24 protein-coding genes are annotated in these 17,079 nt (G+C 65.3%); 21 read left to right on the plus strand and 3 right to left on the minus strand.

Translation table 11 applies throughout. The features are described from left to right. Positions 1-237: 237 nt before the first annotated feature. The 12 genes from LZC95_19925 (at position 238) to LZC95_19980 (ending at position 9,130) form a co-directional block, all read left to right on the plus strand. On the plus strand, positions 238-984 hold the full coding sequence (locus LZC95_19925; protein ID WXA99078.1) for an E3 ubiquitin ligase family protein: 747 nt from the start codon (positions 238-240) through the stop codon (positions 982-984). 369 nt (positions 985-1,353) lie between these two features. Continuing rightward, entirely contained in the window at positions 1,354-1,674 is a 321-nt protein-coding gene (locus LZC95_19930) for a hypothetical protein (GenBank protein ID WXA99079.1), read from the plus strand. Beyond that, a complete protein-coding gene (locus LZC95_19935) occupies positions 1,674-2,075 on the plus strand; it encodes a hypothetical protein (GenBank protein WXA99080.1) in 402 nt (133 codons plus the stop codon). Before LZC95_19930 ends, LZC95_19935 begins: the two co-directional genes overlap by 1 nt. After that, positions 2,072-2,392, plus strand: a complete 321-nt coding sequence (locus tag LZC95_19940; GenBank protein ID WXA99081.1) for a hypothetical protein — start codon at positions 2,072-2,074, stop codon at positions 2,390-2,392. Before LZC95_19935 ends, LZC95_19940 begins: the two co-directional genes overlap by 4 nt. 8 nt (positions 2,393-2,400) lie before the next feature. Beyond that, a complete protein-coding gene (locus LZC95_19945) occupies positions 2,401-2,853 on the plus strand; it encodes a hypothetical protein (GenBank protein ID WXA99082.1) in 453 nt (150 codons plus the stop codon). Between the two features lie 2 nt (positions 2,854-2,855). Next, a complete protein-coding gene (locus LZC95_19950; protein WXA99083.1) occupies positions 2,856-4,361 on the plus strand; it encodes a baseplate J/gp47 family protein in 1,506 nt (501 codons plus the stop codon). Then, positions 4,361-4,852, plus strand: a complete 492-nt coding sequence (locus tag LZC95_19955) for a hypothetical protein (protein WXA99084.1) — start codon at positions 4,361-4,363, stop codon at positions 4,850-4,852. Before LZC95_19950 ends, LZC95_19955 begins: the two co-directional genes overlap by 1 nt. 3 nt (positions 4,853-4,855) lie before the next feature. After that, positions 4,856-5,821, plus strand: a complete 966-nt coding sequence (locus tag LZC95_19960; GenBank protein ID WXA99085.1) for a hypothetical protein — start codon at positions 4,856-4,858, stop codon at positions 5,819-5,821. Between the two features lie 48 nt (positions 5,822-5,869). After that, positions 5,870-6,265 carry a hypothetical protein gene (locus LZC95_19965; GenBank protein ID WXA99086.1) on the plus strand — a complete coding sequence of 132 codons (396 nt, stop codon included), beginning with the start codon at positions 5,870-5,872 and terminating at the stop codon, positions 6,263-6,265. Between the two features lie 71 nt (positions 6,266-6,336). Further along, positions 6,337-7,524 carry a hypothetical protein gene (locus LZC95_19970; GenBank protein WXA99087.1) on the plus strand — a complete coding sequence of 396 codons (1,188 nt, stop codon included), beginning with the start codon at positions 6,337-6,339 and terminating at the stop codon, positions 7,522-7,524. Next, complete coding sequence (locus LZC95_19975) at positions 7,521-8,339, plus strand: hypothetical protein (GenBank protein WXA99088.1); 819 nt, start codon at positions 7,521-7,523, stop codon at positions 8,337-8,339. Before LZC95_19970 ends, LZC95_19975 begins: the two co-directional genes overlap by 4 nt. A gap of 5 nt (positions 8,340-8,344) precedes the next feature. Then, positions 8,345-9,130, plus strand: a complete 786-nt coding sequence (locus tag LZC95_19980; protein ID WXA99089.1) for a hypothetical protein — start codon at positions 8,345-8,347, stop codon at positions 9,128-9,130. On the opposite strand, the gene LZC95_19985 is transcribed toward LZC95_19980, so the two are convergent. After that, on the minus strand, positions 9,102-9,548 hold the full coding sequence (locus tag LZC95_19985) for a hypothetical protein (GenBank protein ID WXA99090.1): 447 nt from the start codon (positions 9,546-9,548) through the stop codon (positions 9,102-9,104). The genes LZC95_19980 and LZC95_19985 overlap by 29 nt on opposite strands. A gap of 168 nt (positions 9,549-9,716) precedes the next feature. After that, the gene (locus LZC95_19990) at positions 9,717-9,941 is read right to left on the minus strand and encodes a hypothetical protein (GenBank protein ID WXA99091.1); all 225 of its coding nucleotides are present in this window, start codon (positions 9,939-9,941) and stop codon (positions 9,717-9,719) included. A 131-nt stretch (positions 9,942-10,072) separates the two neighbouring features. Here LZC95_19990 and LZC95_19995 point away from each other — a divergent pair, with 131 nt between their 5' ends. The 8 genes from LZC95_19995 (at position 10,073) to LZC95_20030 (ending at position 15,246) form a co-directional block, all read left to right on the plus strand. Then, positions 10,073-11,587, plus strand: coding sequence for a hypothetical protein (locus tag LZC95_19995; GenBank protein ID WXA99092.1), 1,515 nt, complete (start codon positions 10,073-10,075; stop codon positions 11,585-11,587). A gap of 120 nt (positions 11,588-11,707) precedes the next feature. Beyond that, the gene (locus tag LZC95_20000) at positions 11,708-12,073 is read left to right on the plus strand and encodes a hypothetical protein (protein ID WXA99093.1); all 366 of its coding nucleotides are present in this window, start codon (positions 11,708-11,710) and stop codon (positions 12,071-12,073) included. Next, entirely contained in the window at positions 12,070-12,516 is a 447-nt protein-coding gene (locus LZC95_20005; GenBank protein ID WXA99094.1) for a hypothetical protein, read from the plus strand. Before LZC95_20000 ends, LZC95_20005 begins: the two co-directional genes overlap by 4 nt. Beyond that, on the plus strand, positions 12,509-12,691 hold the full coding sequence (locus LZC95_20010; protein ID WXA99095.1) for a hypothetical protein: 183 nt from the start codon (positions 12,509-12,511) through the stop codon (positions 12,689-12,691). Before LZC95_20005 ends, LZC95_20010 begins: the two co-directional genes overlap by 8 nt. Positions 12,692-12,706: 15 nt before the next feature. Continuing rightward, positions 12,707-13,486, plus strand: a complete 780-nt coding sequence (locus LZC95_20015; protein WXA99096.1) for a hypothetical protein — start codon at positions 12,707-12,709, stop codon at positions 13,484-13,486. A 198-nt stretch (positions 13,487-13,684) separates the two neighbouring features. Next, positions 13,685-14,206 (plus strand): hypothetical protein, encoded by a 522-nt coding sequence (locus LZC95_20020; protein WXA99097.1) that lies wholly within the window; start codon positions 13,685-13,687, stop codon positions 14,204-14,206. Positions 14,207-14,400: 194 nt separating this feature from the next. Then, a complete protein-coding gene (locus LZC95_20025) occupies positions 14,401-14,748 on the plus strand; it encodes a hypothetical protein (GenBank protein ID WXA99098.1) in 348 nt (115 codons plus the stop codon). A gap of 96 nt (positions 14,749-14,844) precedes the next feature. Then, positions 14,845-15,246, plus strand: coding sequence for a hypothetical protein (locus tag LZC95_20030; protein WXA99099.1), 402 nt, complete (start codon positions 14,845-14,847; stop codon positions 15,244-15,246). A gap of 3 nt (positions 15,247-15,249) precedes the next feature. Here LZC95_20030 and LZC95_20035 read toward each other — a convergent pair whose 3' ends face one another. Next, positions 15,250-16,317 carry a tetratricopeptide repeat protein gene (locus LZC95_20035; GenBank protein ID WXA99100.1) on the minus strand — a complete coding sequence of 356 codons (1,068 nt, stop codon included), beginning with the start codon at positions 16,315-16,317 and terminating at the stop codon, positions 15,250-15,252. A 104-nt stretch (positions 16,318-16,421) separates the two neighbouring features. Here LZC95_20035 and LZC95_20040 point away from each other — a divergent pair, with 104 nt between their 5' ends. Beyond that, positions 16,422-16,739, plus strand: coding sequence for a hypothetical protein (locus tag LZC95_20040; protein WXA99101.1), 318 nt, complete (start codon positions 16,422-16,424; stop codon positions 16,737-16,739). Positions 16,740-17,079: the final 340 nt, after the last annotated feature.

The following is a 17,079-nucleotide window of genomic DNA, read 5'->3' on the forward strand; positions in this document are numbered from 1 at the left end:
GCTTCACGCATTGAGGTCCTCTCGTCCGGGGCCACCCGACGGGCGCATATTCGCTTCATCGCGAATTTCCGCGCTGTCCCTCGGACTCCCGTGGGGCCGCACCGCAGTACGAATGCGTGTCCGCGGAGGACGAAAAGGCGGCGTTGCGGCGCTGTCCGTGTTGCGCCCCCTCACTCGCACCCATTCCTCACCCGTGATACGTGACGAGCTCGAGCCGTTTGCGGGAGGTGCACAGTCATGTTGCTCATCGTCGGTGTGGTGGTGCTCATCGCTGGAGTCGTGGCGATCGGAATTGGGGTGTATCAAAAGATCAGGGCGGGACGCGTTGCTGACGCCCCATTGGTACGCACGGGCGATGCTGCACAACGCGGTGCCCAGGTTGCGGCCCCGAACGGTGCCATCAGCGTGCAAGGAAGCGTCTATTGCCAACAGCCCCTGTACTCGCCGGTTACGCGCCAAGCCTGCCTCCACTACAGCGTCAGCACGCAGGTGCGGTGGAAGGATGGGGACCAAGATCGGAGCGAGAGCCTTCCCAATATCGAGCAGACGGCCAGCTTTGCCATCGACGATGGCAGCGGGGCCGTGTGGATTGATGCGACCCGAGGCGGCGACTTCGATACGCAGATTTACAGCGAGATTAAGGAGCCGGGCACGTTCGGATCGAGTCTTGTATTTGGCGATCACCGCGTTTCGACCGGTTCGTATCCAAGCGGAGCCCGAGTCGAGGTCAGCGAGCACGTATTGCCGCTCGTACCGCAACTCTATGCGTGCGGGGCGGCGGCTCCTCAAGCCATTGCATCACCGTCCTGGCGCAGCCTCATCCTTTCCACGAAGTCGCGCGATGAGCTACTCAGCTCCGCGACCCAGATGGCGAAGGTCTGCCTCGTGGCCGGAATCGTTGGGGTGGCGGTGGGAGCAGGCCTGGGTATCGCGGGTGCATTCCGGGACGGCCTCGTGATGCGTGCGATGCGCAAGCCATCGTGATCGAAACGACGGTAGGCGCGCTCGGGCGCGCCAGGGTTGCACCGCGACGCGCCGTTCGTGATGGCCGCATCCGGCGAGGAAACGGCGGTGGGGGTCGTCGGCTGAGCCGACATCGTGCGTCGTCGTGTCGGCTGGCCGGATCCCACCCCTGGTTAGACGAGGCGCGCGCCGAAACCGCCGGTCCGACTTCACCTCGGCGACGTTGTACAGAACATCCCGCGGTGCGGAGAGACGGCTAACCGTCGATCCCAGCACCGTGGCTGCGGCCATTTGTTCATTGTCAAGGTTCGGTTCGACGAACTCGTGCCTTGTGAGATTGACCATTGAATGCACTGCAGTTCGACATCGGTATTGCCGTTCTTTCGGAATATGATCGGGACGGTTTCCTTGGCCTTCAGATCGATGGGTATGGAGAAGGTGAGGCGGGCCTTCATCCGTATGAAGCCCACACGCTTGGTGGATTTCTGTATCGCCCTGACGATCCCGAGCTGGATGCAGCGGGCGAGCCTGTTGCTGGAAAGGGGTGCCAAGTCCTCTATGCGACGGAAGGCGGGCGAGCGCACGCCTTTTGCCTTGCGGATCCTCGAAGCGTGGGCCGCCTGCCACCATTGCGAAAAGGCGGATCCATTCAATTTGGAAATCGAGGGTTCTCGTTCCACGTCATTGACGGTCAGACTGGGTCCCATCTGATGTACATTCCCTATGGATTCGATGGGAAGGGCGAGAATCCGACCAAATCATGTTCCATATCGGTGAACGTCGACAATCCTGAGACCCCTTTCATCTCGATTGTGCTCGGAGATGGCGCCGCGGTGCAGATCCAAGGTGGGGAGGTGACGCTGCGGGGGGCGGGCGGAACGTCGCACGTCACGATAGGCCGCGATGCCACGCAGATCGTCGGCGAGCTTCGCGTGACGGGAGGCGTTTCGCTGGGATCGGAAGCGGCGATGCCGCTCGTTCTCTACGAGGCCTTCGCGGCATGGGCCATGGCGCTGGAGGCCAAGATTTCGGCGAGCGTCGTGGGGCCGCCGGCCGTGCCCTTTGCGAGCCTCTCCGCCTTGATGAAGACGAAGTTCACGAAGGCGGCGTGAGCTGCGCCTTCCCGGACCTCACCTACGAGGTCCTTGCGGTGAGCGTGCCCGTGCCGCGGCGGCCGAAGCTCCCGACGGTCGTCGAGCCTCGACTTCCAGGGTTTCGGGTGAACGCCCCATCGCTGGCGTGCACGGTCGGCCCACCGGCCGTCCCCATACCGATCCCTCCAGCGCTCCGTCGCCTCGGTCAGCCAATGCTTCCGGGTTTTGCGCTGAAGGTACCGCCGTTGGGCACCGGCGTAAGGGTACCGGCGATTCCGTTTCCCCGTGGGCCGAAGATGCCGATGGCTCCCGACATTCCGTGCCCCTTCGACTGAGGTATCCCATGAGAGGACTCGGCGCATTTCCCGCCGGAAAAGGGCCCGCGGGCTCGGCGCCCGTCGCGTCGCCGAGCGAGGCCGTCGTGTACGGCGAGCCTCCATCCGCCGCCTACTTCGACCTGACGCTCCGACGAACACGCCAACTCGAGGACGGATCCCTCGCGGGCATGGATCCAATTGACCAGCGCGCGATCGTTTTGGTCGGCCTCGCCGCCGGGGACATCAAGAGCACGCCCACGCTGGGCCACCCGTTCCGTACCACGCTGCGCAATCCGTTCGATCCGGGCCTTCAGGCAAAGGCCGAGGCGGGCGTGGCGCACGCGCTCTCGGCCCTCACCGGTGAAGGCCACGTGCGCATCCTCGGCGTCGTCGCCCGCGGCGCGCGGGAAGGCCGCGTGGAGGTGGCCGTGAACTACCTGAATCTGCGCACCGGCCGCGCGAAGACGCTCGGGTTCTGACCATGCCGCTCGACGATTTACCTGGGGAGATCGTGACCTTCGGTCGCGACGAGGTCCGCGATCGGTATTTGCGCGACTACCTGCTGCGCAACCCCTCCGCCGATACGGGCCCGGGCTCGCTGCCGTATGCGCGAGCGTCGGTCATGGCCGACACGCTCGCGCCCATCTATGCGAATGCCATCATCATCGGGCGCAACGTCGCGGGCTCGACCAAGACGGGCAGGGCCCTCCTTGAGGAAGCCGCCCGCCTTGGCACCGCGCCGCTGCCGGCAGCGGGGGCGAGCGGCGCGGTTGAGATCACGGCCAGCCAGGGAGGGACGAAGATCTTCGCGGGCGACGAGCTGCGGGTAAGCGGTCGGCGTTACCAAGCGATTGCCACGGGCGTCTACGCCTCGGGGGCGCAGGTGCCCGTCCAGGGGATCGACACCGGTCCATCGACGAACGTCGCGGCGGGCATGGCCCTTTCGTGGACGTGGCCGCGGCCCGGATGCAGCCCGACGGCCATCGTGATTCGGCAGTTCGACGGCAGCGGTCTTTCGGGCGGACGCGACGCGGAGACAGAGAGCGAACTCCAAGACCGCCTTCGGTCGCTGCGCAGCAATCCGCCCGCGGCGGGCAATGAAGCCGACTACATCCAGGCGGTCACGAGGACCCCCGGGTTGTCGGTCGAAGCCGCGTTTGCGTTCCCGGCAATCAAGGGCCCCGGTACCAAGGGCGTGATCTTCACGATGCGCCCGGGGACTGCGGGCGCGAACCGCAGTCCCAATACAGCCCAAATTGCCCGCGTGCTGCAGCACCTTCGGGGCAGGTTTCCCGCCGACGACGGTATCTTCGTCGGGGCCATCGTGCCGAAGCCCGTCACGATCGCGCTGCGGGTCGACTGGAGGTCCCAGGTCCCCGGCTGGGTGGATAGCTACCCGTGGCCGGAGCCTGGTGGCGCGATGGTCAAAGCCGTCACGTCGGCCGTCGACTTCGTCGTCTCGGTTCAAGGGCGGCCGCCGGAAAGGGGCCTGAGCTTTGGGCTCTTCGATCGGACCGCGGCGCAATTTCGTCCAAAGCGAGTCCTGACGGCCGCGCCCATCGCTGCGGGCTCCACCGACTACCGCATCGTGGCCGATACGTCGAATGCGACGAGTGATGTGAACTACACGCCCGAGCCCGGTCAGGCACTCTGTCCGTGGTCGGACTCCCTCGATAGCCTTGTCGCATCCGTCATCGCGCTGTTCGACCGGCTCGGGCCTGGCGAGCAGTGCGCGACGTTTTTCGATCCTGGCTTGCGTCAGCGACGCATTCCCATCGACCCCGAAGCATGGCCGAGCGCGATCACGAACCGCATGCTTTCGACCCGTCGGGATCTTCCAGCGGGAGAGCCCGTCGGCGTGTTTGATGTTCCGACCGTGCGCGATGCGGCCCTCATTTCGCCCCAGGTGCCGTACGGGCCACCACCCGGCGCGCCGGGCATGTTCTCGCACCTGCTCGTTCTCCAGGATCTCGTGGCGTACGCGTAATGGCCGGCCAATCCACGTTTGACGAGGCACCGCCGCGCCGGCCGGGCCTGTCCACGTTCAACGGCGCGGCAAAGGCGGACGACGCGGAGTTTCCCCCCGACCCGAAGACGATGCCGAGCGCCGCGGAATACAACGCTCTCTGCCGCCTGGTGATCGCGTACGGAAAGGTCGTGCCGGTGGCGATCGTGGACGTGGCCTTCACCGGGGGCGCCGCGTCGGTCCAGCGCTTCGTTGCAGCAGGGAGCCACGTGACGACGGCGTCCTTCACTGTGCAACGGACCGGGCCCGGCGACACCGACGTGCTCTGGCCCGAGGATGCTTTTCCGGCGCCCGTCGTCGATGCCGACGCCACGATCACGGAAGACGTCGACGTGGATCGCGTGCGCGTCTTTCCACGCGTTTCACCGCCGGCCGGCACACGCGGCGTCACGGTGCGCACGCGGCTGGGGGCCGCGGGGGTCGATGCACGCTTTCAGCTGCGGATCTACTGACCCATGCCTCGGTTTAGCTGTTTTGCACCGTTCGGCATGCTGGACTTCTCGTCGAGGGCTACGCATACCGAGAGCATCTACCGCTCGATGGTGGCATCCCTGCGCGACGGAATCGACCAGTCTCCGGGATCCCCGGACGAGGCTGAGACCTACGCCGATGCGATGTCCATCGCCCGCGCCCTTTACACGCTGAATCGCGCGGAGAACTCGACCGATCCGCAGCGGGCCACCGAGCTCCTCCCCGAACTCGAGCGCGACTACGACGTCCGCCCGGGCCCCTACGACGACCTCCACGCGCGTCGCACGCGTCTTGCGGCGCTAGGACGCCTGCCGCGTGGCCCGACCTACGTCAACGTCCGCGCGGCACTCGCGGAACTCCTTGGGGACGACTTTCGCGCCTACTTGCTCGTTGCAGACGGCGTGACGGTTCCCGCTCTCGATGAGCTACCCGCGGTCACCCGCTTCCAAAGGGGCGATGCGCCGCCCAAGTTCGCCCAATTGATCGATCCGGTGACCGATCTCGGGATTCCCCTTCGTGTGGCCTACGCGCCGCTCGAGGGGCTCGGCGGCGACACGAACTTCGCCACCGGCGAATCGATCCTGGTCTCCGCCGAGGGTACGAGCCAGGTGGAGCGCGTGACGGTGAGCGAGCCCGCAACTGGGTCCTTCATGGCGACGTTTCGGCGCGCGCACGATCGCGGCTCGCTCCTGACTACCATGGACTTCCCCGCATGGTGCTCCACGCAGCGCACGGCCCTGGTGGTGCTCGCGCCGCGCTCCGCGTACGACCCCGAGCGGCGCCGACAGGTGCACGAGCTCTTGAGACGCATGGTCCGCGGCGTCTCGACGTGGGCGATCGTCGCCCCCTCGTCGGTCACCGAGACGGAGGCCGTGGTCGGGCCCTGGCGCCTTCCGGCGATGCTCGGCGCCACGGTCCTAGGGGTCCGGCAGGTGAGCCTCTTCCCGTAGGCGTGTTCGCCATAACCGTGTCAACGGAAGCAGCTAAAGTCGTGCGTCATGAAGAAGGCGCGCGCGGTGGTCGACCTCAAGAAGCTTCCGACCGAAGTCGAGGAAATGGCCAAGCTCGACGTGGACTTTCCGCGGCTGCCGGAGGACTCGCCGAAGGGGTGCCCTTGGTCGATGGCCGACATCCGGCGCTACCTGCGCGCCGAGTGCTGCGGTGGAACGCACGACTTGTTCTTTGGTCGCACCGCCGTCATCGGAAACGTACGATTCTGGCTTTGGGGCTATGTCGAAGGCGGTCGGACGTACTTCGTCGAGGTTGCCGATAGAGGCGGCGGTGATGCCGTGCTCGGCATGGGAGGGGAGCAAGGCCTCACCCCCGAGCAATACATGGCCCTGTATTACGCTCGCTGGTGCCGCAAACCCCAATGGCGCCCGCGCGTGCTCTGATCTGAGCTGTTTCCCGCGCCCTGAACTCCTGGCGGGACCGCCATCACCGAGATTCCTTCAAGCGCGTCGCCGTGGGCAATTTTCAGCGGACCTTTTCCGATGCCGTGTGGAACGGCGCGGGGTTCATTGTCCCGGCGACCGCGTTCGAGGACTTTGAACGAAAGCTGGCGGCAGGCGTGAGCGGTGAGGGAGGCGCATACGCGCCGACCGCGCCGATCACCATCGCGGGCGCGGGCATGACCGTGCGTCCGGTGGTCGTGCGCGGCGCGCGTGGGCGCGTGCGGGTGGCGAGCAATGGGGCATTCGTGATCGCGAGTGGGCTGCCGGAGCTCGGCCCCGACCACGTTGGGCGGACGCGCATTTGCACCACGCCGTGCCTCCTCGGCTGGACCGACCCGCTGGGCATGGCCTTCTTGCGCCGCGAGATGTGCTCCGTGCAGTTCTTCGCGACGCAATTTCTCAACCCCCAAGGGCGCGTCGTACGCGCGCAAATGTTCGTGCCGCTTCGCGTGTGCGATGGTGGCCTCATCACCAAGGCTGTCCTGACGTTTCGCGTCTCCACGCCCCACGCGACGCCCCCCTCGACCACGGTGTCCGTGCGCATCCTGCGAGCGGATGCCGGCGGGTACACAGTGCCCCTCACGAGCACGCGTGCGGGCGCCGATGCCGACGGCTTCGTGGCGTACGTGCCCGCGCCGTCAAGTGGCTCCGCCTGGTTTGACGGCGGCGCCGTGAAGGAGCTGGTCGCTCCGTGTGATCAGAACCATCGGGTGGATCTCGGGCGCTACCACTACCTGGCCCACATTGTCGACGAGCAGGGATCAGTGGACTCTCCCTTGATGGCCAACCTGTTTGCGCCCGTTGGATCGGTCTCGCGCTTCGGGAACTTCAACACGGGGCCTTACTATTCGAGCGACGTCCCGAAGGGGCAGCGAATCCTGCTAACGGCGCAAACCGATCCGCGCGAGAACGGCGTCTGGTACTTCGTGCCCAAGGAACCACCAACCGGCAACCAAGACGCGTTCTACCAGCCCGCCAACGATGGTGCCGGCGATCCACGTCCGGCGGTGGCGACGGTCGGGGATGTCGATAGCCATCATGGCCTCTACACCCGCTGGTACCTTCCCGCGCCGGGCGTTCCGCAGGAGCCCAAGAGCGCGCCCCAGCGATGGACCTCCGAGCCCGACGCAGCCGGTGGCAACATTTTTCACGCGGTGACGCTCGAGCACACCGACGTCGGCCACTTGGGTTTCACATGACATTTGCACGCGTGCGCCGCGATGAAGCATGGGTGGATGCCGTGCCGATCGCAGGCTCCGAACTCGCCGCACTCGATGGCAACCTCACCGGGGCCATCAACGGCAACGATGGCAGCACGCATGCTCCCACGGCGCCCATCCAAGTCGCAGGGAGTGGAGGCATGGCGGCAGGCCTCTGGGTGCTGAGCGGCGGCGCCAGCGTTCAGCTCGACGAGCTGGGAAGCACGCCCAGCCGCGTCGTCCTTGCCGACGGCGACTTCCCCGTTCTCGGACCACAGCATCCGGGGCGCGCACGCAAGCTCGCGACGCAGCTTGCCCCGGGTTGGTCGAATGGGGACTTCCAGGACGCCGGCTTTGCTGAGTTTCCCGGCGCCCGCGGCACGTTCGGGCCACTCGCCGTGCACGATCAAGCGCGGGTTACCGACATCGTCGTCACCTTCCAGGTCGTCGACTTCCACGCCGCTGTCCCGGACATGCCGCGCTTCCGGCTGTTCTCGATGGACGCTGGGGGGCGCCTCACCCAGCTCCTCGCCAATGCATCGGTGGGCGGCTGGCTGCCCTACAGCCCGAAGCCGACGGACCCGACTCTTTGGGGGCCGGACGGCTACACGCAGGACGCTCTCAAAATGCACTACTTCCGAGGCACGGCGGTCGATGGTGCGGTGATCGATGCGCAACGCTGTTCGTACTGGCTCGAGATCATCGATGAATCGGGGCCCAATGCCAAGTCCGGGTATCCGGCGGTGGCGGGTGGCAACTTCTACATGTTCGCTACGCTGAGCTTCGTCGATATCCTGGACCTTCGCCCGGGCTAATCGTTGTGCGGCACGATCACGTGCGCCCCTACGGGCGGTGGCCCGATTCGTTCGTTCCGACGGCGCGCGACTTGAGGGAGTTCGATGCCCGTGCATCCCGCTCGATCGACCCGGCGCGTGGTGGCGCCTATGCGCCGACCACACCCCTGGTCGTGGGCGGAGCAGGGGGCCTCCTTCTACCGTCGGCCGGAAGCGCGTTGCGTGACGTCGAGACCCGCGCCGGGGGGCGGATCGAATTGGACTCGGGGTACCCGAGGTTTGCAACCCCTCGGACACGCACGGTGCTTTGGCCGCTCGGCGCGCAGCGGTTTTCAAATTTTCGGCCCCTCGTCCCTGCAATTGCATCGGACGGTGCGCTCGGATACTTGGTCCGGACCTACGAGGTCTTCGTGCCGATTCCCAAGCGCTACATGCACGACGGTGCCACGCTCAAGGAAGCTCGCTTCCGATTTCGAACGACCAAGCCGCACCCGATGCTCCCAACCAAGGGACCCGTCTTCATCATCATGTACCAGCGGGGCGACGCCGGTCCGGTGCCCGATCCGCCGTACCTCTTCGGCGTGCTCGGTGGTGGCGAGTTTCCGCTGCCGGCGACGGCCGAAGCGTACGAAAACGACGGCAATCCGCACGAGATCGTGAGCACGACCATCACGGGCACCCACGTCGTCGACACGGATCTCTACTGTTATTCCCTCATCGTCCACGACGAGGAACCGGCCGACCCTTCGCCCGGCACGATGGTGCACTCGCTCACGATGACGTTCAACGCGAGCGAGCTCCGCCCCGCCTGATGCTATTCGAGAAATCGCCATGGGCGGCCACTCGTGAAATGGACTCGATTGGCACCAGCAACTTCGCAACCACGGAGTCCACGTTAGCAACGTCGCGCGAGACTTGTTCGTGCGTCGTTCGCCTGGACGCGCGCATCATGAACACCGTGGATGCGGCAAACAACAAGAGGCAGACAGCGCGTTCCCATTGGTGGTTGATGGCATGGCGGAGGGACGAGACCGACGAAACCATCGCGGATGCGCAGACAATCCACCAGTAAGCATTGGCGATGATCAGGCGCCTGCGTGCATGCCGCAGCGTGCCAAGCAGCTCGAGCCGGACCTCGCGATCGAGTGCCGCGATCCGGAAACGCTTGATGAGTTCTTCGGATGTTGGATCAGGGAGGAGATCTGGTTGGCCGGAAACCATGTCAGCCATCGTAGATGCCTCCGCCCCTCCGCGCAAAATAGTGATCCGAAGCCGCCATCTGAGCCTTGCTCGTGCCTCGCCGTGACGCACGTGCGCGGCCCGCGTAGGCGCGGCATCGTGTAAGCGCCCGCACTGTACGGCCTTACCGGCGCGGACGGCATGCGCGCCGTGTGCTCGTCATTCCCGAAAGCGCGCGGCCAAGAACACGAAGAGGCCCGGCACGAACAGAACGAGCCCAAAGGTCAGCGTCGAGCCTGCGCCGTCGATGTTGTTCGCGCCCTGGATGCAACCGACGATCGCCGCCCCGCCACCGATGAAGATGAGAATCGCTCCGACGACCTTCAAGAAGACCGTGGTGGTGCGGCCGCTGCTCGAGAGAGAGGGCGCCTTCTGCCCGTTCAAGGGGCGACCGCAGCGCGGGCAGCTAGGCGCAAGGTCGGAAACGGTCTTGTTGCAATCGGGGCAGGACGTAAGCGCCACAATGAAATCCAATGTAGCCACCCACGGGTGGAATTGCCATTGCCCAAATCGGCATGCCTGAACCCCCGTACGCGCGCGTGCTCGTGCGCATCAACGGCGGCGCCCCCCAACGCAAAGGCATCACGGCTCCGGGAGGCGCGTCGGTGCAGTGCGTGGCCGAAAGCACGGTCGATTGGCGTGCCTGGCGCTGGGAGCTCACCGACTATCCCGAAGGCTTCGCGGCGCCCGCCGGGTGGGCGCTCGATCCGGACGGCGTGATCTTCTCGTCGGATATTTCGCCCAAGGCCTTTTCGCTGCCCGACGCACAAAACGCCTTTGGCAAGTGGCTCATCCGTTTGACGGTGAACGACGGTGTCGACGAGCGAGGGCTGTTCAATCCCACGCGCTTGGTCGACGAGTCGACCGCGATCGAAACGCTTTCGCCGTTCGGGCTGCACGACCTGGGGGCGGGGGAGAGCGAGCAATTTGGTGGCGCGAGGAAGCTGTGGGTCGCGCACTGGCAAGCGAACCTTCGACGCCTCAATGCCATGCTTGGGCCGGTGGCCACCCCGTCCGGCAACGGGTTTGCCCACATTACCAACGGCGTCTACGACGGCGAGGCGCGGCTGGTCCGCGACGCGGACATCGTCGGCCCCATCGACCCCGCCAAGGTGTCGATGCGCGCGCCCACGGGGACCGGCTTCGCGCATGTGACGAATGGCGCCTACGATGCTGCGGCGAAGCTTGTTCAGGATGCCGACGTGGCGCCGGCCGCACAGATCTCCTCGGGAAAGGTGAACTTTGGCCAAGGGATCCTCTTTCCGAGTGGCGCCGGCATCGGCGCTGTCGGAGGCGGTACGAGGCGCATCCTGATCACTGGCGAGGTGCGCGGCAACGATGTGAACTACGAGCCGCTCAACTTTGGCGGGACCATCAAACCGATCACCGGCGGGACGGTCACGCTGACGCCGGCCGAGTACGCGACCATGAACATCGCGTTCACCGGTGCGCTCACGAGCGCGGCGGAGATCGTCTTTCCCGCGGTTGCCGGCTATTCGAAGCTCATTCTCAACGCAACGACGGGCGCCTTCACGCTCAGCGTGAAGACCCCGTCGGGGCCCAGCATTCCGGTCCCGCGTGGAGGCCTCTGGGTCTTTTGCGACGGCACCAAACTCATGCCGGGCGCGCCTGCGAACGGAATCGTGTCGGTGCAGGCGGCACACACAACCGAAAGCTCGAACTACAACATGACCAACTACGCCGACGTGCCGGGTCTCGCCCTGACGATTCCGTGCTTGGCAGGCGATAAGCTGAAGATCGAGTCGAGCATCCGTCTTCGTCCGAATAGTGGTTACCAGGCCGAGGCAATCGTGGCCGTCGTCGACGGCGCGGCCACGGTAACTCTCCCCGAGACGTATCGCTCCCGCACCCAGGCTGAAGACGAGGTCCACTTGTGTGCGTCCACGATCTACACGGTGGTGACGGGCGGCAACGTGACCGTGAAGGAGCAATACCGCTCAAGCACGATCCAGATGTACGTCGCCATCAACCCCCCTTCGAGCCTCCTCGTCACGCAGATCCGGCCCTGAACTTCGCCGGCCCGGCGTAGGCGCGCTTCCCACGCGCGGCGCCGCGCTCGAGCGCGCCTGCTCTCTCGAAGGCGACCGGAGGTCCGGCCGCCCCGCTTTCCATCAACACCGAGGACGAACATGAATCGCACCATCGACGAGTTGGTCGAACTGTTGCTCGACCACAAATGGGTGCCGTTTGCCGCATTGGCAATCGGCGCCGTCGTACGGGTACTCAAATCGGATACGCCGCTTCCCACGGTGCCCACGGCATGGCGCCCTTGGTTGGCGCTCGGGCTCGGCGCCGTCGCGGGCGTGCTGCAGGCGGTCGTCGGCGGGACCGCGTGGAGCAAGGCTCTGCTCGATGGCCTGACGGCCGCCCTCACGGCCATTGCGGGTCACGATCTCGTCATCGAGTCGCTCCGTGGAGGCAAGGAGCTCGGAACGCGTCCTCCAAGTCCACCGCGACCCCCGGAGCCGCCAATCCTTCGCGAGGTGTCGTCGTGAGCGCGGCTCGAGCTTCGTGGATCATGGCGTTCGGCTGCGCGACGCTCCTCGCGACGTCGCAGGTCGGATGCTTGAAGCGAACGCACGACGCGGAGAGCCCGTCACGTCAAACGGCGCGCGCGACCATCGTGCTCGTCGCGAAAGCGGTTCTCATCGCGGACCAAACGTGCAGCGGAGTAGCGAAGAAGCAGGAGAAGGCTTCCATCGCCGCCACCTGCGAGCAAGCGTACAACGTCGCCCGCAACTCCCTCTTGACGGCCGAATCGGGCGTCGACGCATGGGACAGTGTGGCGCAGAAGGACATCGCGTGCGCCATCATCGAATCGGGGCGCGCGCTCAAGCGAACCGCCGATGCCATTCAATCTGCAGGCGTGGAGCTTCCGGCCATCGTCGTCGATGCCCTGAAGCTCGTGCCGGAGTTCGGGAGCGTGTGCCATGGATAGTGGGCTCGATATCGCACTGGGCATTCTCGAGGGTCTGGTGAAGCTCGTGCCGGAGTTCGGCGACTGGCTCGCGGTCGTCACCCATGGCAAGAGCGACCCCGTCACCCAACGCGTGCGCGACATTCTGCCCGAGGAATCCCTCTCGGCCGCGGCTCGGCGCGAGCTCGAGGACTAAGGCCCGGAGTTCGTCATGGCAGGTCAGTACGTCGTGCCCATGCGAACGCGCGTGGCGCACGAGAAGCTGCGCGCGTGCCTCGAAAAGGCGTGGCGCAACCTACGCGGAGACGAGCCGCCGCCGGATGCGATCGCGATGCTCCTCGGGCAGTCGGCGCTCGAAACCGGTTATTGGGACTCGTGCAAAAATTGGAACTTAGGCGGTGTGAAAGCCCCAACCGCCGAGGGCCTTTTTACATATTACCCAACGCTTGAGGTACTGAGCCGCGAGAAGGCCGAGGCACTAAGGGCCAAATCCACGGCGCAGCGTCCATGCGAATTTGCATTCGACGACGGCGGACCGAAGGTGACCGTGCGGTTCCGACCGTCACATCCTGTCTGCAGATTCCGAGCTTACGCCTCGCTGGATGAGAGTGCGGAAGCGTACCTGTCGTTGCTGATGGCGCCTCACTACGCCGGGGCACTCGACGCTGCAAGGGCAGGGGACGTCGGCGGATTCGTGCGCGTGCTCTCCGCTGGGAGATACTTCACGGCGCCCGAAGAGCAGTATCGATCGAGCGTTGCGTTCCTCTTCGACATGTACCGCTTGCCTTGCCTTGCGGGCGATTCGGAGATCCTTGCCGCACTGGCCTTGCTCGACATCGTGGTGGATCAAGGCTACGAGCGCGCGGTGCGAGAATTCCAATCTCGCGAGCGGTTGTTCGTGGACGGGCGCGTAGGACCGATCACCCGCGGGGCGATCCGCACGGCCCTCTCCAATCGCGCTCCACCCGTTTCGCCGTCTACGGTGACTTGAAACGGCGCTCTTAGAACATCGCAGGGCACAAACCAAAACCCCCCGCCGGGTTCCTCGACTCGAGGACCCGGCGGGGGGTTTTGGCGTTTTGTACTTCGGCTCACCGCGATCGGAGTTCGACGTGAAGCAGTCCGCGATATTCATGCCAGGGTCCCCGCTGAATGATTCGGCGACGTTGATGGGGGCATAGGAGCAAATGTGCGCAACGGCGCAGCATCGATGGACGACCTTCTTGGAGTGGGAGAAGGCATGAAAAGAACGTTTGATTTGGTATTCGGTGACTTGGTCGACTCGTTTGTGCGCGATGTTTTGAGCACGATTCACGGTTCGCTGGTGCGTGAGCTTCTGGGCGAAACAGAAAACCCTCCCGCACGTGTCGCAGGGCCCGCCCTCGTGGCGCGCAAGGCGGTTCCGAGGAAACGCCGCGGGCGCAGGCCGATCGACCCGAGTCCGGTCCAACATGCCGTCCCGGGAACGGCGGTCGAGAGCGTGAGAGTACCGAATGGCGGACATGCCGATGTCCAGCTGTCACGGCGAACCATCGAGCGGAAAGCCATCTCAAATCCCGCAGGCATTCCAACGGCCGATAGCTCGATCGCCGAATTGGACAAAGCGCAACCGACAACCTCCTCATCATGGGTTGCCGGGGCGCGCTCGCCATTGCCGGCGGCGGGTGCCCAATCAACTCCTCGCGTTGCCGTTACGGTGGAGGCATTATGATCGGCTCCAGGCTCCTTCGCATTGGAGGTCCGGTGCTTCTCTGCGTGAACGCGTGCAGCCCGGGGCCGAGCACGCGCCACGCTCGGGACCCAGTGCATCTGGGAGGCTCGTCCGTGCCCCGGGGCGTCGAATCAAGGAATACCGCTGTCATCACGCGAACGTTTACTCCGCCGCTCCCGGCCTCTTCGCTCGCCATGTCCAATGAGACTTGGGGGCGCGAGCGCGTGATTGCTCACATCGGCCGGCTCGACGAGTGTGGGCGCAAAGCCGATCGGCGCCGCGACAGCGCGCGCGAATATATCCTTACCGTTCGATTCAATGAGGATGGTGACGCGGTTCAGGCCCTGCTCTCTCCGAGCACGGACCCGATGTTGGCGGAGTGCGTCGACTGGCAAATGCGTGAGTTCGCGCGACCCGGCGACCGGCCCCCGCAGCGGAAAACGTTTCGGGTGCATGTCCCGCTTTCCTTTAGCCCCATCGGTGGACGGGCGACCCCCGCCCCGGAGCAGCCCTTTGCCGATGAACTCACAACGCGCGATTGAACGGTCAGGCGATGCTCTCATCACGCCGACGCCCTCGGCCCGCAATTGTAGGACCGACCTCGACGTATCGAGATGGTCGTGCGAGGATCGTTCGTCGTGAGTACCGCTCGCGTCGCCCAACTGCTCGAGCAGATTGACCAACTCTCGGATGCCGAACAGCTCGAGTTCGAAGATGCCCTGGAACAGCGACGGCTCGCATCGATGCGGGTCGCCGCCGGGCTTCGCACTGCGGAGGCACATCGCGAGCTTGTCGCGACATGGGGGCGGTTGCAGACCGCGATCCGCGCCCGACAGATCGCTGGTCTCACCTTGGAGCCATCAGGGACGGAGCTCGCCGAGCGCGGCTTGCTCGGCCCCGAGGAGAGCAAACGTTATGTCGCCATCGGACGGCTCGTGCGAGATCCGACGACGACCGAGGCACCCGGTTTTTTTCTCCAGCGGTGCACGAAGGAGCTCGAGTATCTCATCGACGACGTGGAAGCGGGCGCCTACGTCTAGCTTCTAGAAGCGGCCGACGTAGCCAAGGCCGGCGGTGCTGGGTGAAATGAGCGGCATGAATCGACCACCCGGGGTTGCTGTCTGAGGAGTCGCAGGCTCGTTCTTCGTCGTGTTCGGCCACACGAAGAAGAGCGTCGTCGCTAAGGCGGCCAAGCCCGCCCCCGTCGCAAACCCGATGGTCGCCCACATCCGGTCCTTATCGTACGTGTCGCGCAGGGAGTGCAGCTCGTTGCAGTCCGCCGACGACACGCCGTTGCACCCATTATCCCCCAAAGACGAGCGGTTTCTAATGGCGTCGGCATCGTTGGACCGCGCCTCGCCGTGAAGGGTAAGCCCAATTCCCAAGCCCACGCCCACCAGGGCCACTCCGTACAGCGAGACAAGGGTGATCGTACGTGCGCTCGAGTGGCCGGGGCGATCAGGACGCATGGGGGGCGCCTCCTCGCGCCGGTGCGCGTCGGGGTCGACGAAGGTGACTTTCGCCGTCTGGCCTTGCACGAGCCGAACGTTTTCCTTGAGCACGTGCGGCCCGAAATGGGCTTCGACGACGTGGTCGCCCAGGGAAAGGTCGATCGGGTCACTCAGCGGAGCATCGCCGATCTCTTTCCCTTCGACGACGATGCGCGCGCGCGGCGGTGCCGTCACTTCGACGTGGCCCGACCGTGCGAAGGATGTCTCGTACATTCCTTTGAGCTTCGCGAGCATTTCTTCGGTTATATCGCCCTGACCGGAACCGCTTTTCAAAAACTCTCGCAAGTGCGTGGACGCGTCGGCGTAGCGACCCATCTGATACTCGGTCAACCCGAGGTTCTTGAAGCAATTTGCGGTGCGACGCATGGCGCACGCTTGCTGGAACTTCACCAAGGCATCGCCGAATCGTCCTTGGGTAAACAGCGTCCGGCCTTCCAGGAAGCGCCCTTCGGCTTCTTGGATCTCGGCCGTCGTCGGCCCTTGGGCTAATTCGCGCACCTGAGGCGTCGAGGGGGCTTGGGCTGAGGCCGTTTGGGGGAGCAAGGCAACGAACGCCGCTGCAAGAAGGGTCGGAAATCGGAGCGCGGGTCCGAGCTTCATCGAGGAGAGGAGAGCCACGCTCGGAGGATCGCTTAAAGTCCCGACGGCTGTAAGTAGCTTAATGCCCGGTCAGCAGGTCCCTGGCCGCGGGGCGGGTGTGCTCCGTGGGCCTCATTGGCTCGGTATCGAGCCCGTCCTTCGGCGGGGCCTTCGTCGGTTTGACGCGCGGCGGAGCTTTTGCGGTCTCGGCGATAGGCGGCGCCTGCGTTCGCGACGACGCCGACGGCCGACTCGCAATCGAGGTCGCGGCCACGCCCGCCGAGGCCTCCGGCGGTGGATCGGGCGTCCCGGTGCCCGTCGCGCCATCGTCGGTGGACGTCGCCGGTGCCGGGACCGACGATGTCTTTGTGACGGGCGCACTGTTTGCGCCGGCGACATTAGGGATGTTGGGGGGCGCGTTCGTCGAGCGCGCGACAACGTAGGCTCCTGCCACCAGCGCGCCCAGCAGACCGATCGCGATCAGCGTTGAACTAACGGGTCGCGGAAGAACAACGGCCAAAATGGATCCCGTAACCGTACGTGCATGGCGCCTTTCAGGCGCCGATGCGACGTCCGGTCCGGGTGCCGACGGGCCTTGTTCCGTGAGACGCTTGCTCAGTGGCGGGATAATCGGTCGGCTTGGTTCCTCGTTCGTTCGCCGACGCCGCTCCGGCCTTCGTCGCGGTTCCGAAAAGACGACATTTTCGAGCAGCTCGTCGATGGTTTCGGAGGAGCGCCGGGGAACATCCCGCCGGACCGTCGTCGCATCTTCGCTGATGTAGC

Source organism: Sorangiineae bacterium MSr12523 (assembly GCA_037157775.1).
Classification (GTDB): Bacteria; Myxococcota_A; Polyangia; order Polyangiales; family Polyangiaceae; genus Pendulispora; species Pendulispora brunnea.

Coding starts and splice junctions, on each gene's coding strand:
- LZC95_19935 (WXA99080.1), top strand. CDS start 1,674: ATGTACATTCCCTATGGATTCGATGGGAAGGGCGAGAATCCGACCAAA.
- LZC95_19965 (WXA99086.1), top strand. CDS start 5,870: ATGAAGAAGGCGCGCGCGGTGGTCGACCTCAAGAAGCTTCCGACCGAA.
- LZC95_19930 (WXA99079.1), top strand. CDS start 1,354: ATGATCGGGACGGTTTCCTTGGCCTTCAGATCGATGGGTATGGAGAAG.
- LZC95_20010 (WXA99095.1), top strand. CDS start 12,509: ATGGATAGTGGGCTCGATATCGCACTGGGCATTCTCGAGGGTCTGGTG.
- LZC95_19960 (WXA99085.1), top strand. CDS start 4,856: ATGCCTCGGTTTAGCTGTTTTGCACCGTTCGGCATGCTGGACTTCTCG.
- LZC95_19955 (WXA99084.1), top strand. CDS start 4,361: ATGGCCGGCCAATCCACGTTTGACGAGGCACCGCCGCGCCGGCCGGGC.
- LZC95_19950 (WXA99083.1), top strand. CDS start 2,856: ATGCCGCTCGACGATTTACCTGGGGAGATCGTGACCTTCGGTCGCGAC.
- LZC95_19995 (WXA99092.1), top strand. CDS start 10,073: ATGCCTGAACCCCCGTACGCGCGCGTGCTCGTGCGCATCAACGGCGGC.
- LZC95_20035 (WXA99100.1), bottom strand. CDS start 16,317: ATGAAGCTCGGACCCGCGCTCCGATTTCCGACCCTTCTTGCAGCGGCG.
- LZC95_20000 (WXA99093.1), top strand. CDS start 11,708: ATGAATCGCACCATCGACGAGTTGGTCGAACTGTTGCTCGACCACAAA.
- LZC95_19975 (WXA99088.1), top strand. CDS start 7,521: ATGACATTTGCACGCGTGCGCCGCGATGAAGCATGGGTGGATGCCGTG.
- LZC95_19985 (WXA99090.1), bottom strand. CDS start 9,548: ATGGCTGACATGGTTTCCGGCCAACCAGATCTCCTCCCTGATCCAACA.
- LZC95_20025 (WXA99098.1), top strand. CDS start 14,401: ATGTCCAATGAGACTTGGGGGCGCGAGCGCGTGATTGCTCACATCGGC.
- LZC95_19945 (WXA99082.1), top strand. CDS start 2,401: ATGAGAGGACTCGGCGCATTTCCCGCCGGAAAAGGGCCCGCGGGCTCG.
- LZC95_19925 (WXA99078.1), top strand. CDS start 238: ATGTTGCTCATCGTCGGTGTGGTGGTGCTCATCGCTGGAGTCGTGGCG.
- LZC95_20015 (WXA99096.1), top strand. CDS start 12,707: ATGGCAGGTCAGTACGTCGTGCCCATGCGAACGCGCGTGGCGCACGAG.